The sequence below is a fragment of the Tenacibaculum mesophilum genome (genome assembly GCF_003867075.1).
Lineage (GTDB): Bacteria > Bacteroidota > Bacteroidia > Flavobacteriales > Flavobacteriaceae > Polaribacter > Polaribacter mesophilus.
The window spans coordinates 2,298,937-2,314,469 of the sequence record NZ_CP032544.1 but is presented as its reverse complement, the minus strand read 5'-3'; the positions used below and the strand labels follow the sequence as shown (position 1 = coordinate 2,314,469).

At 32.6% G+C, this 15,533-nt stretch carries 15 protein-coding genes and 1 tRNA gene; 9 read left to right on the top strand and 7 right to left on the bottom strand.

What is annotated here, in order from left to right:
- The first annotated feature begins 29 nt into the window (after positions 1-29).
- The 4 genes from D6200_RS10475 to D6200_RS10460 all read left to right on the top strand — a co-directional run bounded on the left by D6200_RS10475 (position 30) and on the right by D6200_RS10460 (position 3,037).
- Entirely contained in the window at positions 30-629 is a 600-nt protein-coding gene (locus D6200_RS10475) for a hypothetical protein (protein ID WP_073182400.1), read from the top strand.
- A 143-nt stretch (positions 630-772) separates the two neighbouring features.
- A complete protein-coding gene (locus tag D6200_RS10470) occupies positions 773-1,618 on the top strand; it encodes a helix-turn-helix domain-containing protein (protein ID WP_073182401.1) in 846 nt (281 codons plus the stop codon).
- A gap of 395 nt (positions 1,619-2,013) precedes the next feature.
- Positions 2,014-2,571: a carboxymuconolactone decarboxylase family protein gene (locus tag D6200_RS10465; RefSeq protein ID WP_073182402.1), complete on the top strand. Its 558-nt coding sequence runs from the start codon at positions 2,014-2,016 to the stop codon at positions 2,569-2,571.
- A gap of 103 nt (positions 2,572-2,674) precedes the next feature.
- The gene (locus D6200_RS10460) at positions 2,675-3,037 is read left to right on the top strand and encodes a cupredoxin domain-containing protein (protein WP_073182403.1); all 363 of its coding nucleotides are present in this window, start codon (positions 2,675-2,677) and stop codon (positions 3,035-3,037) included.
- A gap of 46 nt (positions 3,038-3,083) precedes the next feature.
- On the opposite strand, the gene D6200_RS10455 is transcribed toward D6200_RS10460, so the two are convergent.
- The 7 genes from D6200_RS10455 to D6200_RS10425 all read right to left on the bottom strand — a co-directional run bounded on the left by D6200_RS10455 (position 3,084) and on the right by D6200_RS10425 (position 9,361).
- Positions 3,084-3,506, bottom strand: coding sequence for a hypothetical protein (locus D6200_RS10455; RefSeq protein WP_073182404.1), 423 nt, complete (start codon positions 3,504-3,506; stop codon positions 3,084-3,086).
- Between the two features lie 16 nt (positions 3,507-3,522).
- A complete protein-coding gene (locus tag D6200_RS10450) occupies positions 3,523-3,744 on the bottom strand; it encodes a PLD nuclease N-terminal domain-containing protein (protein WP_164505162.1) in 222 nt (73 codons plus the stop codon).
- A gap of 135 nt (positions 3,745-3,879) precedes the next feature.
- A complete protein-coding gene (locus D6200_RS10445; RefSeq protein ID WP_073182405.1) occupies positions 3,880-5,172 on the bottom strand; it encodes an aminopeptidase P family protein in 1,293 nt (430 codons plus the stop codon).
- Between the two features lie 73 nt (positions 5,173-5,245).
- The gene (locus tag D6200_RS10440) at positions 5,246-5,830 is read right to left on the bottom strand and encodes a Crp/Fnr family transcriptional regulator (RefSeq protein ID WP_073182406.1); all 585 of its coding nucleotides are present in this window, start codon (positions 5,828-5,830) and stop codon (positions 5,246-5,248) included.
- A gap of 217 nt (positions 5,831-6,047) precedes the next feature.
- Complete coding sequence (locus D6200_RS10435; RefSeq protein WP_073182407.1) at positions 6,048-7,361, bottom strand: DEAD/DEAH box helicase; 1,314 nt, start codon at positions 7,359-7,361, stop codon at positions 6,048-6,050.
- Positions 7,362-7,527: 166 nt separating this feature from the next.
- Positions 7,528-8,493, bottom strand: a complete 966-nt coding sequence (locus D6200_RS10430) for a succinylglutamate desuccinylase/aspartoacylase family protein (RefSeq protein WP_073182408.1) — start codon at positions 8,491-8,493, stop codon at positions 7,528-7,530.
- Positions 8,474-9,361, bottom strand: a complete 888-nt coding sequence (locus D6200_RS10425) for a RimK family alpha-L-glutamate ligase (protein WP_073182409.1) — start codon at positions 9,359-9,361, stop codon at positions 8,474-8,476. Before D6200_RS10425 ends, D6200_RS10430 begins: the two co-directional genes overlap by 20 nt.
- A gap of 141 nt (positions 9,362-9,502) precedes the next feature.
- Here D6200_RS10425 and D6200_RS10420 point away from each other — a divergent pair, with 141 nt between their 5' ends.
- From D6200_RS10420 to D6200_RS10400, 5 genes are all read left to right on the top strand, one after another.
- Positions 9,503-12,328, top strand: a complete 2,826-nt coding sequence (locus tag D6200_RS10420; protein WP_073182410.1) for a VPS10 domain-containing protein — start codon at positions 9,503-9,505, stop codon at positions 12,326-12,328.
- A 96-nt stretch (positions 12,329-12,424) separates the two neighbouring features.
- Complete coding sequence (folB, locus tag D6200_RS10415; RefSeq protein WP_047788131.1) at positions 12,425-12,787, top strand: dihydroneopterin aldolase; 363 nt, start codon at positions 12,425-12,427, stop codon at positions 12,785-12,787.
- A 55-nt stretch (positions 12,788-12,842) separates the two neighbouring features.
- Positions 12,843-12,913 (top strand) — tRNA-Cys (locus tag D6200_RS10410).
- An 80-nt stretch (positions 12,914-12,993) separates the two neighbouring features.
- Positions 12,994-13,839 carry an MBL fold metallo-hydrolase gene (locus D6200_RS10405; RefSeq protein WP_047788132.1) on the top strand — a complete coding sequence of 282 codons (846 nt, stop codon included), beginning with the start codon at positions 12,994-12,996 and terminating at the stop codon, positions 13,837-13,839.
- 10 nt (positions 13,840-13,849) lie between these two features.
- On the top strand, positions 13,850-15,490 hold the full coding sequence (locus D6200_RS10400) for a S8 family serine peptidase (protein ID WP_073182411.1): 1,641 nt from the start codon (positions 13,850-13,852) through the stop codon (positions 15,488-15,490).
- Positions 15,491-15,533: the final 43 nt, after the last annotated feature.

The following is a 15,533-nucleotide window of genomic DNA, read 5'->3' as shown; positions in this document are numbered from 1 at the left end:
AAAAGGTATAAACCCTAAAACAAAATAGCATGAATTTTTTTAATCATAAAACCGACAGGTTATTATTGGGTGTCATTATAGTGCTGTTATTTATCAATCTTTTTACTAAGAGAAATCAAAAATTAGTACCTCAAGAACCTAAAATAACTGTCGTAAAAGACACCGTTTGGCAAACCAAAATAGATACGTTTAAGGTACAAACCATTAAATACCAAAAAGTGTATGTCCATAAAAATGATGTAACCAAGATTGTAAAAGACACCATTTTTATCAAAGACACTAACGACTATGTAACCGCAAAAATATACCGAGATACTTTAAAGAATGCCGATATAGAAATTTATAACTACGATTTGGTAAAAGGAAAATTGTTAGATAGTCAGTTATCGTATAAACTCAAAGTACCCCGAGAAATAACTATTACCAAAACGATTGAGCATCTAAAAACCTACAGAAGTGGCTTGTATCTCTTTACCGACATAGGAGGAAATCCACAAACCTTTGACAACCTTAGTTTCGGATTACAATACAACCGAAAAGGAAAATGGTTTGCTAGTTACCGATTAAATATCAACCAACTCAATCAACCTACCCACAATATAGGTGTAGGCTACCGATTGTTGAATTAAAAGAATTAATTTTCAACCATAGAAGTTAAAAATTCGCTTTAAAACCCGAATAATTGATGATTCGGGTTTTAAAGCGAATTTTAAGTTTTAAAAACTTGTCAGCTCTCTCTATTTTTTTCGACAAACAATAAAACTATGTATAAATGGCGGTACAAGATATTCAAAACTACTCCTATCAAAATATTTTTTCGTTGCAAACAGTTCAGTTTGAAGAATCATGTGTAGTAAACTCACCACAGCAAATAAATCAATACAAAGTATTTTGGATAAAAGAAGGAACAGGTAAGTATAATATCGATTTTAAAAGTTACTCTTTTGAAGATGGAGTATTATTTTTTTTATCACCAGGACAAGTATTTTCAGTAGATTCCGAAAAAATTAAAGAAGCCTATCAACTTAGTTTTACAAGAGATTTTTATTGTATTCAAACACACGATGCAGAGGTATCATGTAATGGAGTATTGTTTAATAATATATATGAAACACCTTTTGTAGTACCTTCAGAAAAAGAAACGCAAAAATTAGATTTTATTCTTCAAAACCTAAAAGAAGAGTTTGAGTTAGAAGAAACAGCCCAATACGATATGCTACAATCGCTTTTAAAACAGTTTATTGTATATTCAGTACGAATAAAAAAAGAAAAAGATGTTGTAAAAGAGAGTGTAGAAACCAAGCTTTTTAAAGATTTTAGCCTATTGGTAGAGCAAAATTTTAAAAAGATACACCGAGTTACAGGATATGCTTATCGGTTAGGCTTATCACCAAAATCACTAACAAAACACCTTCAAAAAATAGGAACGGAAACTCCAAGCGACTTTATAAAAAACAGAATTATTACCGAAGCAAAAAGACTGTTGTTGTATACAGATGATTCTATTAAACAAGTTGCTTTTGATTTAGGATTTAATGATCCTGCGTACTTTTCTCGGTTTTTTACCAAAGCTACAGGGCAATCGCCAAAACAATTTAAAAGAAGCTATAGCTTATAAAAGAAAAAACCACGCAATGCGTGGTAAACTACACAACTAATAAAGTTTTTTGTTACACTAATACAAACAACCTTTTCGACGCCTTAAAAGTACTACTATAAACGTGTTGTTACGTTACCTGTATTTTACGAAACCATAAATAAAAAGCTAGTTTTTTGTAAGAAAAATGTTAGCAAAAATAGCTTGTCCAAGTTTTAAGAACCTTTGTCCATTTTTTAAGGTCTATTCCTGTCGCACCTTTGTATCAGAATTCAAGAATAACGAATTATGAGAACAGAAATTAACCAATGCCCTAATTGTTGGGGATATCAAGAATACGATGATCAGTTTCCTGAAAGAGAATTATGTAACTGTGAAAAAACAAACTAAAAAGACAACTTTAAAATAGTAAAATTATGAGTACAAGAATTGAAACTTTAAACCCAGAAACCACAACAGGAAAATCAAAAGAATTGTTTGATGCAGTTCAAAATAAGTTTGGATTTATTCCAAACCTAATTAAAGTAATGGGAAATTCACCAGCACTTTTACAAAGCTATCTAAGCTTGGGAGAATTAAATGGAAGCGGGAATTTTTCAAACAAATTTAGAGAGCAATTAGCATTAGTTATAGCAGAAGAAAATGAATGTAACTATTGTTTATCAGCACACACGGCAATAGGAAAAAACAATGGCTTGTCAGAGGAAGAAATTGAACAAAACCGACAAGCAGAGGCTTCTGATGCTAAAACCAAAGCAGGCTTAAAATTTGCACAAAGTGTTACAAAAAACAAAGGAAATGTAAGTTCAGTAGAAATAGCTGAGGTAAAAGCAGCTGGGTATAACGACGGAGATATTTTAGAAATTGTATTAAATGTTGTAGCCAACACCTTAACAAACTATGTAAATCATATAGCAGAAACTGAAGTTGATTTTCCAAAAGTAGAAGCAGGAAAATTCACACAAAGTGCATAAAAAACGAATAGCTCTTGTGGCCTTATTTACAAAGTGTAGTTACGGGGTTTTAGGTTACAGAGCTATTCATCTATAAAAAGTAAAATCATAAAAATCAATAAAAATGAAAAAAGTAGTAGCTATTTTAGTATTATTAGTAGGGTTTGCATTTACAGCAAATGCACAAAAAGCAAAAACCATTTCTTTAGAGCAAACAAAAGGAAAATTCACTCAAAAATCGTTAACACTTTCAGAAGGAACTTATGTTTTTGAAATTTCAAACAAGAATGTAGGACACGATGTAGGGTTTGTATTAGCACCAAAAGGAAAAACAGAAGAAAAGCATCATATAAAAAACGCGTATGTAACTTCTTTAGTAAAAAACAACAGTAAGTCAAGCTCTAAAAAAGTAACTTTAACAAAAGGGGAGTACGTGTACTTTTGTCCGCTTAATCCAACACCTCAATATACTTTAACAGTAGAGTAGTGTTTTAATAATTGATTAATAATAAAAACCCGTTTTTACGGGTTTTTTAATTCAATTTTACAAATCTACTTCCAAGTCCATCGTAGTTATTGTCAGAAATTTCTAAAGTATTTGGTTTTATGAACCTAATAATTCCTGAGAGGACAATTCCTGAAAATTGCTGATCGTTGGAAAGTTGTATAAAACGTTCTTGTTTATTTGAATAAATTGCCTTTTTCATTTCTAGGGTGTATGTACCTTTTGAAATGAGGGAGTCATTTTTTGATATAGAAAACTGATTGTTTTTCAACAAGGTTAATTGTACGTTTTTGTTGAGTGTTTCGGGAGTTTTATGGATATGGTTTCCAAAACCACCATCAGTATTGGTCCAATTCCATGTTCCGACCAAATCGGAATTATCAATCTTGTTTATTTGAGTTGAAGCACAAGAAATCAATGCAAAAGCGAATATATAAAGTAGGGTTTTCATGGTAAAGGATTTTTGTTCACTCTTTTATTTTTTGTTCTCTTCCAATTAGGAAATATAAAAAAGCACCAAAAAAGTTAGCTAATAAAACAACGAGAATCCAGACAATTTTATTATTTCCTTTAAATTTACTTTTTAAAATATCAATAAGCGCAATTACTGTTGGAATAATTCCAAGTAATACCACAACTAGAAGTATTATAATTTGCCATACTCCAATCATTCGTAAATAAGCCATCATAACAATATTTTGAGTACTAAAATAGTAAAAATAACAGGAATAAAATAAAAATACTTTCTTAATGTAAAAGAAAAACGCCATTAAGTTTCCATAAAAAGGAGCTTTAATGACGTTTTTAAAATATGGGAAGTGATACTATTTATTCATAATATCTTCTATTTCGTCAGCTTCAATAGGTATGTTGCGCATTAAGTTAAATGGCTCACCATTTTCTTGAACAACAACATCGTCCTCTAAACGAATACCAAAACCTTCATCAGGAATATAAATACCAGGTTCAACTGTAAATACTTGGTTTGCTTGCATTGGTTCATGTAACAATCCGTAGTCATGCGTATCTAAGCCCATGTGGTGAGAAGTACCGTGCATAAAGTATTTTTTGTATGCTGGCCAGTTAGGATCTTCATTTTGCACGTCAGCTTTGTCTAATAACCCTAAACCTAATAATTCCGAAGTCATTAATTTACCAACCTCAACATGGTACTCAGCCCAAAGAGTTCCTGGAACTAACATTTTTGTAGCGTCGTTTTTTACACGGTTAACAGCATTGTATACCGCTTTTTGCCTGTCGGTAAAACGACCAGAAACAGGTATGGTACGAGTCATATCCGAAGAATAGTTAGCATATTCAGCTCCAACATCCATCAGTAATAAATCACCTGCTTTACATTGTTGGTTATTTTCAATATAGTGCAATACGTTTGCATTGTTACCAGAAGCAATAATTGGGGTATAAGCGAATTTCTTAGAACGATTTCTGATGAACTCGTGAATGAATTCTGCTTCTATTTCATATTCCCAAACACCAGGTTTTACGAAGTCTAACACACGTCTGAATCCTTTTTCAGTAATGTCACAAGCCGTTTGAATTAAATCAATTTCGATTTGATCTTTTACCGAACGTAAACGTTGTAAAATTGGGTTACTTTTTGCTACTGAATGTGCAGGATATTTGTTTAATAACCATTTAGTAAAACGAGCTTCACGAGTTTCAGTTTCAACACTAGCACGGTAATGTTCGTTCGTGTTGATATAAACCGTATCAGCTAAAGCCATCATTTCAGCTAGTACTTTTTCTAAGTCTTGTAACCAGTATACGTTTTTAATACCGCTAGTCTCTAATGCTCTTTCTTTGGTTAGTTTTTCACCTTCCCATACAGCAATATGCTCGTTAGTTTCACGTAAAAATAGTACTTCACGTAGATTTTCTTTCGGACAATCAGGAAATAAAATTAATATACTTTCTTCTTGGTCAACACCACTTAAAAAGAAAATATCACGGTGTTGTTCAAAAGGTAACGTGCTATCGGCACTTACAGGATAAATATCGTTTGAGTTAAAAATAGCTAAACTACTAGGCTTCATTTGAGCCATGAAGTTTTTACGGTTTTTTATAAATAATTGACTGTTTATTGCGTCGTACTTCATAATGTTTCAATTAAATTGATAAGATTCCCTCAAAAATACGGAAAGAAACTATGCAAATATTAGCCATTTGGCGCTAATTTATGTTTTTTCGAATTCTACTCATATGGCGAGTAGAAATTCCCAAAAAAGAAGCTAAATAATGTAGTGGAACTTCTTGAAGTAGTTTAGGTTCGTTTACGAGTAGTTTTTTATAACGCTCTTCAGGAGTTAAAGTCAGTAAATCAATGCGGTAATCGTCAATCAAAAAAATTTGATGTTCGACTAAGTTGTAATAAAACTGATAAAAGGCCTTATTATGTTTCATTAAATGTTTAAAATCACTTATGTTAATAATCCAAAGCTTGCAGGCACTCAAAGCTTTAATGTTTTTAGGAGAAGGAGTTTGTTGTAAAAAACTTTTTAATGATGAGGTAAAACTATTTTTTAAAGCTAAATAAGTGGTCTTTTCTTCTCCTGAAACCGAGACAGCATGTTGTAAAATGCCACTTTCTATAAAACAAAAATAGGAACAAACGTTTCCTTTTTTAACAAAAAAATCATTTCTAGATAAGGAAAACTCTTTAAAACAGTCAATAATTTCTGGAATTAACATATTTAAGACTTCATTATTTATAATGTTTTGTATGTGCTGTGTAATAGCTTTTTTAGAAGCATCCATTTATGGAAATAAATTTTTAGCTTAAAAGTATAAAAAAGGATGCTTTTTACAGCATCCTTTGAAATAAATTGTATTGATAATTGATTTTAACTCAACTAATCTGGTATAGGCTTTTTATCTAATATTTTAATAACTTCTTTAGTTTTTCAAAGAATTAACATAGAAGCTTTTTAGTAACGAAACTTCAAAAAACGTAATAATTAAAGAAGTAAAATTGTTAACGAGATGTTTTGTTATTATTTTTCCTATTACGATTATTTCGTTTTCTAGGAGTATGTTTTTTAGTGTTTTCTGTTGACACTTTTTTCTTTGAATTAGAAGATGTTTTAAGTGTTTTTTTAGTCGGTTTGTTTCTAGATTGCTGCTTTGGTCGCTCAGTAGTTATTTCATTTTTTATAGTAGATAAATCAAAACCTTCTAATTCAGAAATAGCTATTTTTTGCCCTAATAACTTCTCAATACTTTTTAAATAAGCTTCTTCCTCTTGTGCGACCAAAGAAATTGCTTCGCCACTAGCACCAGCTCTTCCTGTTCTACCAATTCTGTGTACATAGTCTTCAGGAACATTGGGAAGTTCAAAATTAATAACGTGTGGTAATAATGGAATGTCTAATCCACGAGCAGCAATATCGGTAGCTACCAGTACTCTGATAGAATTATCTTTAAAGCCTTTTAGAGCTTTGGTTCTTGCTCCTTGACTTTTGTTACCATGTATAGCTGCTGCTGAAATTCCTCGTTTAATTAGTTTTTCAGTCAACCTATTAGCACCGTGCTTGGTTCGAGTAAAAATTAATACCTGGCTCCAGTTTCCTTTTGAAATTAACTGACCAACCAATTCTGTTTTCTTGCTCTTCGGAACTTTGTATAGTTTCTGATTTACTTTTTCGGCAGTTGTATTTTCAGGAGCTGTTTCAACTAAAACCGGGTTGTGTAAAATACCTTGTGCTAATTTTTTTATTTCTTTTGAAAAAGTTGCCGAAAACAATAAATTTTGACGTTTTTGTGGTAAAAAAGAGATGATTTTTTTAATATCTCGTAAAAACCCCATGTCTAACATTCTGTCGGCTTCATCTAAAACCAAAACATCTACACGTTTTAAAGAAAGTTGATTTTGTTCATGTAAATCAATTAATCTACCAGGAGTAGCTACTAAAATATCTATTCCTTTTTTAAGAGTAGCTATTTGAGAACTTGGTTTTACACCACCAAAAATAGCGGTAGATTTAATGTTTAAATGCGTGCTATATTCGCGCACATTATCATATACTTGAGCTGCTAATTCTCTTGTAGGAGTTAGCACTAATGCTTTAATTGGACGGTATTTCGGATTCTTTTTTTCTGATATGTTTTGTAAAATAGGCAAAGTAAACCCTGCTGTTTTACCGGTTCCAGTTTGTGCAGAGGCTAATACGTCTTTACCTTCTAAAATAACGGGAATTGCTTTTTCTTGAATAGGAGAGGGAGTTTCGTACCCTTTTTCGGTTACAGCTTTCACTAAAGCTTTTGATAAACCTAACGATGTAAATGTCATATATAATTCTTCAGTAGTATTTAAAGAAAATACTACTATGAGCCAGCAAAGGTACTGCTATTTTATTGGGCTTCGGCTATAAATAAAAAAAGCCTTACCTAAGATGCTTCTATATTAATATAACTGATTTAATGAGAGAACTAAAAACAACAATTAAGAAAAGTTGTTATGGTTTCCCTATGTGGAATAAAGCATCTCCCATATTAATGATTGGAAAATTATTTTTAGCAATGATATAGCCATCGTAAGGTGATTTTACGGAAAAGTTTGTTTCTCCATAGGTATCCATAATATACCCTAATATTTGTCCTTTTATTATTTGATTACCATTGTTAACAACAGAAGTAAATAAGCCAGCTACTTTAGCACGAACCCATTTATGTTTATTAATGTGTATTGAAGTAGTGTTTTTAGGTATTTCTATATTTTCACTTATCATTTTAAAATGTTTTAAAACACGAAGTGTTCCGTTAATACCTTGTTTAATAGCATGCTCTTCAAGCCGTAACGATTCTCCTCCTTCATAAACAATTACAGGAATATTATTTTTATAACATTGATTTCTAAAAGACTTCGGAATAAGTTTAGAGCCAAACATAAATGGAGCATTGAAAATATTGGCTAGTTGAACTCCTTTTTTATCTTCAGGAGTGTATCGTATTTGTGGGAAGTTATTTCGTTGTTCACCTCCCGTATGAAAATCAATAGCAAAATCTACATTATTGGTAATTTCTTTCATTAAATAATACGCCATTCTACTAGCTAAAGAACCCGTTTTTGAACCAGGGAAACTACGATTTACATCTTTACCATGCATGTCTCTCGACATATTTAAAAAGCCAAACACATTAAGTAAAGGAACCACGATAACACAACCTCGGTGAATTTTGTACGATTTATCAATTAACATTCTTCTGACTAATTCAATACTATTTACTTCATCTCCGTGTAGACCACCCTGTAGTAGAATAGTAGGACCTAATTGATTACCATTAAAAATATACACAGGAATTTCTATTAGAGTACCTGTAGGTAACCTATCAATTGGAATCTTAATTAATTTAGATTCGCCTAAACCAATTTTTTGTCCACGAATTTCTATGATTTCGTTTTTAAAATTTTGTTCGAACATTTTCTTCTAAAAATTTAATAATAACTTTAGCAATATTGTCTTTGGTGTAGGATTCAATTCCTTGTAAGCCAGGAGTTGAGTTGACTTCAATTAATAGAGGTCCTCTTTTTGATCGAATCATATCAACGCCAGCAATAGGAAGTTCTAAGTGTTGAGCTGCTTTAATAGCTATTTCTTCTTCTTCGGGAGTTAATGTAACCTTGTGTCCGCTACCTCCTTTATGAATGTTAGAACGAAAGTCCCCCTCGAGCCCTTTACGTTTCATAGAAGATACCACTTTGCCATTTACAATAAAAGCACGAATATCTTCACTGTTACTTTCCTGAATAAATTCTTGTAGTAAAATACTGGTATTTGTTCCGTGCATAGTATCAATAATAGACATCGCAGATTTTTTGCTTTCAGCTAAAATTACTCCAGAGCCATGTGTTCCTTCTTGTAGCTTAATAATTACAGGAGAACCACCTAATAAATCTATTTGCTCACCAATATTTTCAGCGTCAACAGAAAAAACAGTCTGCGGAATAGGAAGTCCATTTCTACTCATTATTTGTAAAGTACGAGCTTTGTTCTGTGCATCAACAATACCTAAATAACTAGCAGTACTATATACTCCGTTCATTTCAAACTCTTTTACAACTGTTGTTCCATGTTTCATGGCTGAAACACCTATTCGAGGAATAATAACATCAGGAATATCAATAATATTTTTACCGTTGTATAGAATAGCAGGTTTACCATCGCCAAGTTTTATAAAACATTTTAAATGGTTTATAATTTCAACTTTATGTCCACGACGACTTGCCTCTTTATATATTCTTTGTGTTGAATAAATCTGGTCACTAACAGAAAGAATAAAAATAGTCATAACCTAAAAATTTTGAGGTTAAACAAAGCTACTAATTTTTTGTTTGACAAGAACTTCAAAAAGAAGTCTCTCAATATTCTGTTAATTTTTTTGAAATAGTTTTTGCTTACAGTATTTTCACTTCTTCTAAACCAAATTATAATGAGAACCTTAGCCAAAGCTTTAATAGCTTTATTTCCGTTTACAGTAGCTGCACAGCAACCTACATCTGCAGAGAAAATACAACAAGCTTTACAACAAAAAGAAGCATTAACTTTAACTTCTACAGTAAAAAATATTCCCTTTAAAAATATAGGACCTACAGTGATGAGTGGGCGTGTAGTGGATATTGATGTAAACCCAGCAAATACTACAGAGTTTTATGTAGGTTATGCTTCAGGAGGAGTATGGCATACTAATAACAACGGAACAACTTTTACTCCAATTCTAGACAACTCTCCTACACAAAACGTAGGAGATATTGCTGTAGATTGGAAAAATGGAACAATTTGGGTTGGTACAGGAGAAAATAATTCTTCTCGATCATCGTATGCAGGAATCGGAATTTTAAAATCTACCGATAAAGGTAAAACTTGGACAAACGTTGGGTTACTCGATTCACATCATATTGGACGAATTTTAATCAATCCAAAAAATCCTGATGAAGTAATAGTAGGTTCTATAGGACATTTATATTCATCAAACAATGAAAGAGGAATTTTTAAAACTACAGATGGAGGAAAAACCTGGATAAAAACCTTATTTATTGATGAAAATACTGGAATTATAGATATTCAACCTGTACCAAATAACTTCAATATTTTATATGCTGCTGCTTGGGAGCGTGAACGTAAAGCATGGAATTTTGATGGAGACGGAAAAAATTCTGCAATTTATAAATCAACAGATGCTGGGAGTACATGGACTAAAATTTCTGATAATAATGGTTTCCCTAATGGAGATGGAGTAGGAAGAATTGGTTTAGCAGTATATGATCAAAACACGGTATATGCTTTTCACGATAGTCAATTCCGAAGAAAAAAAGATGCTGCTAAGAAAGAGAAGGGAGCAGGAGCCTTAACAAAAGAGGAGCTTGTATCAATTTCGGCAGATGAACTTTTGAATATGAAAGACAAAAAATTGAATTCATATATCAAAATGAATGGTCTTCAAGAAAAATATCGTGCAGAAAATATTAAACAAATCATTCGCTCAAGTCCGGGAGAAATGAAGCCAAGTGATTTAATTGGTTATTTAAAAGATGCAAATGCAGCGTTATTTGATACTCCAGTAATAGGAGCGGAGGTTTTTAAGACTACTGATGGAGGAAAAACATGGAAAAAAACACATGAAGGGCATTTAGATGATTTATACTATTCGTATGGGTATTATTTTGGAGAAATTCGTGTTGATCCTCAAGACAAAAATGGAATCTATGTATTGGGAGTTCCAATTTTAAAGTCGAAAGATGGTGGAAAAACATTTACATCTATTAGTAAAGAAAATGTACATGCCGATCATCAAGCATTATGGGTGAACCCTAAAAAACAGGGACACCTAATTGATGGAAACGACGGAGGGCTAAATATTTCATACGATGATGGTGAGAGCTGGATTAAATTAAACCAACCAGCAGTTGGGCAATTTTATACTGTATATGCTGATAATCAAGAAAATTATAAGGTGTATGGAGGATTACAAGACAACGGAGTTTGGGTAGGAAACCACAATGCAAAAATTGATAAAAGCTGGCATCAAACAGGAAAAAACCCTTACGAAAGTTTAATGGGAGGTGACGGAATGCAAGTTGCAGTTGATGACAGAAATCCGAATATTGTGTACACAGGCTATCAGTTTGGAAACTATTATCGAATTGATAGAGCAACAGGAAAACAAACTTATATTCAGCCGAAACCTAAAAAAGATAAACCAGTATATCGATTCAATTGGCAAACTCCTATCCAGTTGTCAAAACACAATCAAGATATCTTATACTTAGGAGGGAATAAGTTACACCGTTCACTAAATAAAGGTGATGATTGGGAAGAAATCTCAGGAGATTTAACCAAAGGAGAAAAGGAAGGAAATGTAGCTTACGGAACATTAACTACTATTTCTGAAAGTCCATTTCAATTTGGATTAATCTACGTAGGTTCTGATGATGGATTGGTACAAGTAACTAAAAACGGAGGAGGAAATTGGGAGAAAATCTCTAATTCTTTACCCCAAAATTTATGGGTAAGTCGTGTAATAGCTTCAAAATATAAAAAAGAGCGTGTATATGTTACGTTAAACGGATATCGTTTTGATGATTTTACACCGTATGTATACATGTCTGATGACTATGGAAAAACATGGAAAAATATAAGTAGTAATATTCCAGCTTCTGCGGTAAATGTGATTAAGGAAGATCCTAAAAAAGAGAATGTCCTATACTTAGGAACTGACAACGGATTGTATGTTTCTTTCAATCAAGGTTCAACATGGGAAGCTTTTAGCAACGGATTGCCAAATGTTGCAGTACACGATTTAGTAATTCAACCTAAAGCAAAACATTTATTAGTAGGAACACATGGGCGTAGTTTGTACAAAGCGAATATTACTTCTTTACAAGAATTTGATAACAAAGAAGCTATTTTCAGTATTAAGGATATTAAGAAAAGAAAATCTTGGGGTAGTTCTTGGAGTAAATGGTTAGAACCAAATACACCAAAAATCACAATTCCTTTTTATGTAACTACAAATAAAGAAGTTGTGTTAGAAATATATTCGGGTAAAGTTTTGGTAAATACTATAAAGGCTAAAGCAACAAAAGGATTTAATGAAGTAGTGTATGATGTTTCTTTTTCTGAAAAAGGAAGAAAAAAGTACTTAAAGAAAAACAAAGAAGCTAAGGTAAAAAAAGCAAAGAATAACAAGTATTATTTACCTAAAGGGAAATATAAAGTAACAGTGGGTGAGTTAAGTCAAACATTTGAAGTTCTTTAACAAAGAGATTATAAAAGAGAAAAACAAAACTGTTTTTCTCTTTTTTTGAAATAAAATTTACACAACTTAATAAAGAAACATTACTATTTTTGCGGTATGGGAATAATACGTGTAAACGACATTCGTGTTTTTACAAATCACGGATGCTTAGATGAAGAAGCAAGAATCGGTTCGGAATATAGAGTTGATATTGAAGTAAAAGCTGATTTACAAACATCTGCAAAAACAGATAATTTGGTTGATACGGTAGATTATGTGCATTTGAATAAAATTGTAAAAGAAGAGATGGCAATTCGTTCTAAATTACTAGAGCATGTTGCTCAACGAATTTTAAGTAGAATTTTTAAAGAAATACAACTTGTTGATGAAGCGGAGGTTAGCGTAGCAAAAATTAACCCACCCATTGGAGGAAATGTTGCTGAGGTTGCAATTGTTTTATCAGAAGTGCGTAAAAAGTAAAAAAAGCTTGCAAAAAAAGATAAAAGCTGTAAATTTGCAGTCCTTATCAATATAAGGTGTCGTGGCCGAGTGGCTAGGCAGTGGTCTGCAACACCATCTACAGCGGTTCGAATCCGCTCGACACCTCAAAAAGCTCATCAATTATTGATGAGCTTTTTTGTTTTCCTTAACAAATTAATTCGTTAAAATTCTGCATCTTTGTAGCTATGCGAATTTATCCGATAGAAACAGGAAACTTTAAATTAGACGGAGGCGCTATGTTTGGCGTAGTTCCGAAAACAATTTGGCAAAAAACAAACCCTGCCGATGAAAACAACATGATTTCAATGGGCATGCGATGTATGTTGATTGAAGATGGAGATCGTTTAACGCTAATTGATACAGGAATTGGTAATAAGCAGTCAGATAAGTTTTTTGGATACTACTATCTGTATGGAGACTTTTCATTAGATACTTCTTTAGCAAAACATGGTTTCCATAGAGATGATATTACAGATGTGTTTTTAACACACCTACATTTCGATCATTGTGGAGGAGCAATTCAATGGAACAAAGATAGAACGGGGTATGAACCAGCTTTTAAAAACGCACGTTTTTGGAGTAACCAACGTCATTGGGATTGGGCAGTACACCCAAATGCGAGAGAAAAAGCATCTTTTTTAAAAGAAAACATCTTACCAATTGAAGAAAGCGGACAACTAAACTTTTTACATCTAAACGCAAAAGATTATGTTGGGTTTGATGTGTTGTTCAAAGATGGACATACCGAAAAACAAATGCTACCGAAAATAGAATATCAAGGAAAAACATTGGTGTTTATGGCAGATTTACTACCAACAGCAGGTCATATTCCTTTGCCTTATGTTATGGGGTACGATACAAGGCCACTACTTACCTTAAAAGAAAAAGAAGCTTTTTTAAACGAAGCAGCAGATAAAGAATTTTACCTGTTTTTAGAACATGATGCTTACAACGAAGTAATAACCGTAAAGCATACAGAAAAAGGAGTTCGTTTAAAGGAAACATTTAAGTTTACAGATATTTTTAATTAAGATAGAGATTATGAGAGTTTTAAAGCCCGTATTTTACTCGGCAATTGCAGTGGCTACCTTGGCTAGTTGTAAAACAGTAAGCAAAATCCCTGTGCCAGCAGGAAGTAATACCGTAGTGAACATTCCAGCGAAAAAAGCTGAATTAACAGACTATGAGCAAGAAAACTGGCAGCATTTAGACTTGGCTACAGATACTATTCCAGGAATGAGTGTAAATAAAGCCTATGAGTTTTTAAAAGGGAAAAAGAATGTAGAAGTTGTAGTTGGTGTCGTTGATTCTGGAACTGATTTAAAACATGAAGATTTAGTTGATGTAGCTTGGGTAAATACCAAGGAAATTCCTGAAGATGGAATAGATAATGATAAAAATGGATATGTTGATGATATTAATGGATGGAACTTTTTAGGAGACTCATACAAAGAGCACTTAGAATACGAGCGTATTTTAATGAAACCAGAAGTTGCAAGTGCAGAACTATTAGCTGAGGTGAAGAATTTTCATGCGAAAAAAGTTGAAGAAGCAAGAGTGAGAAAATTAAATATGGAAAACCGTTTAGCAAATGTTAAAAAAGCACAAGAACAAATAAAAAAGCACCTTAATAAGGATGTATACTCAGCTGAGGAGATAATGAGTATCAATACTAAAGATAAAAACGTAAAAGATGCAATTAGTATAGCTAAAATGTACTTTGGCTATGGTTTTTCTTCATTAAAAGAAACCAGTGATTATTTGTCTAGTGATATTAAAAAATCTATAGCTACGATAAATGAAGATAACTTAAAAACAGATTACCGTACTGTTGTTGGTGATAATGCGTATGATATTAACGATAAACCAGGATATGGAAATGGTAATACAGGTCATTCTGAAAAAGATGAAGCGCATGGTTCTCACGTTTCAGGTATCATTGGAGCAACAAGAAACAACGATAAAGGAATGAACGGGGTTGCCAATGTAAAAATCATGGCTGTACGTTCAGTTTCTGAAGGAGATGAGTACGATAAGGATGTAGCCTTGGGTATTCGTTATGCAGTTGATAATGGAGCGAAAGTAATTAATACAAGTTTTGGAAAGGCTTTTTCACCAAACAAAGAGTGGGTTTACGATGCAATTAAATATGCAGCATCTAAAGATGTATTAATCGTAAATGCAGCAGGAAATGACGGTAAAAATATTGATGTAGAGAAAACTTTCCCTAACGATGCACCAGATTTAATGAATGAAGTTGCAGATAACTTCTTAACAATCGGAGCAATGAGTGCAAACTATAATGAAGAATTACCAGCAGCTTTTTCAAACTATGGTAAAAAGAATGTAGATGTGTTTGCACCAGGGGTACAAGTGTATTCAACAACTCCAGACAATGAATACAAGAAGTTTAACGGAACTTCAATGGCGTCTCCAGCAGCAGCAGGAGTTGCTGCATTAGTGCGTTCTTATTATCCTGAGTTAACAGCGAGTCAAGTAAAGCATATTTTAATGAATTCAGGAACGAAGATAGACTTGGAGGTTAATAAACCAGGAACAGGAGCTAGATATGGTACTGCGCCTGTAAAAGTTCCTTTCTCAGAATTATCAGTATCAGGGCGTGTTGTAAATGCATACAATGCAGTAAGAATGGCTGATAGAATGGTAAACGGAAGAAAATAAAACCAGTATAAACAAGCTAAAAAAGAGCATTATTTTTTGATGC

Coding starts and splice junctions, on each gene's coding strand:
- D6200_RS10475 (WP_073182400.1), top strand. CDS start 30: ATGAATTTTTTTAATCATAAAACCGACAGGTTATTATTGGGTGTCATT.
- D6200_RS10470 (WP_073182401.1), top strand. CDS start 773: ATGGCGGTACAAGATATTCAAAACTACTCCTATCAAAATATTTTTTCG.
- D6200_RS10465 (WP_073182402.1), top strand. CDS start 2,014: ATGAGTACAAGAATTGAAACTTTAAACCCAGAAACCACAACAGGAAAA.
- D6200_RS10460 (WP_073182403.1), top strand. CDS start 2,675: ATGAAAAAAGTAGTAGCTATTTTAGTATTATTAGTAGGGTTTGCATTT.
- D6200_RS10455 (WP_073182404.1), bottom strand. CDS start 3,506: ATGAAAACCCTACTTTATATATTCGCTTTTGCATTGATTTCTTGTGCT.
- D6200_RS10450 (WP_164505162.1), bottom strand. CDS start 3,744: ATGATGGCTTATTTACGAATGATTGGAGTATGGCAAATTATAATACTT.
- D6200_RS10445 (WP_073182405.1), bottom strand. CDS start 5,172: ATGAAGTACGACGCAATAAACAGTCAATTATTTATAAAAAACCGTAAA.
- D6200_RS10440 (WP_073182406.1), bottom strand. CDS start 5,830: ATGGATGCTTCTAAAAAAGCTATTACACAGCACATACAAAACATTATA.
- D6200_RS10435 (WP_073182407.1), bottom strand. CDS start 7,361: ATGACATTTACATCGTTAGGTTTATCAAAAGCTTTAGTGAAAGCTGTA.
- D6200_RS10430 (WP_073182408.1), bottom strand. CDS start 8,493: ATGTTCGAACAAAATTTTAAAAACGAAATCATAGAAATTCGTGGACAA.
- D6200_RS10425 (WP_073182409.1), bottom strand. CDS start 9,361: ATGACTATTTTTATTCTTTCTGTTAGTGACCAGATTTATTCAACACAA.
- D6200_RS10420 (WP_073182410.1), top strand. CDS start 9,503: ATGAGAACCTTAGCCAAAGCTTTAATAGCTTTATTTCCGTTTACAGTA.
- folB (WP_047788131.1), top strand. CDS start 12,425: ATGGGAATAATACGTGTAAACGACATTCGTGTTTTTACAAATCACGGA.
- D6200_RS10405 (WP_047788132.1), top strand. CDS start 12,994: ATGCGAATTTATCCGATAGAAACAGGAAACTTTAAATTAGACGGAGGC.
- D6200_RS10400 (WP_073182411.1), top strand. CDS start 13,850: ATGAGAGTTTTAAAGCCCGTATTTTACTCGGCAATTGCAGTGGCTACC.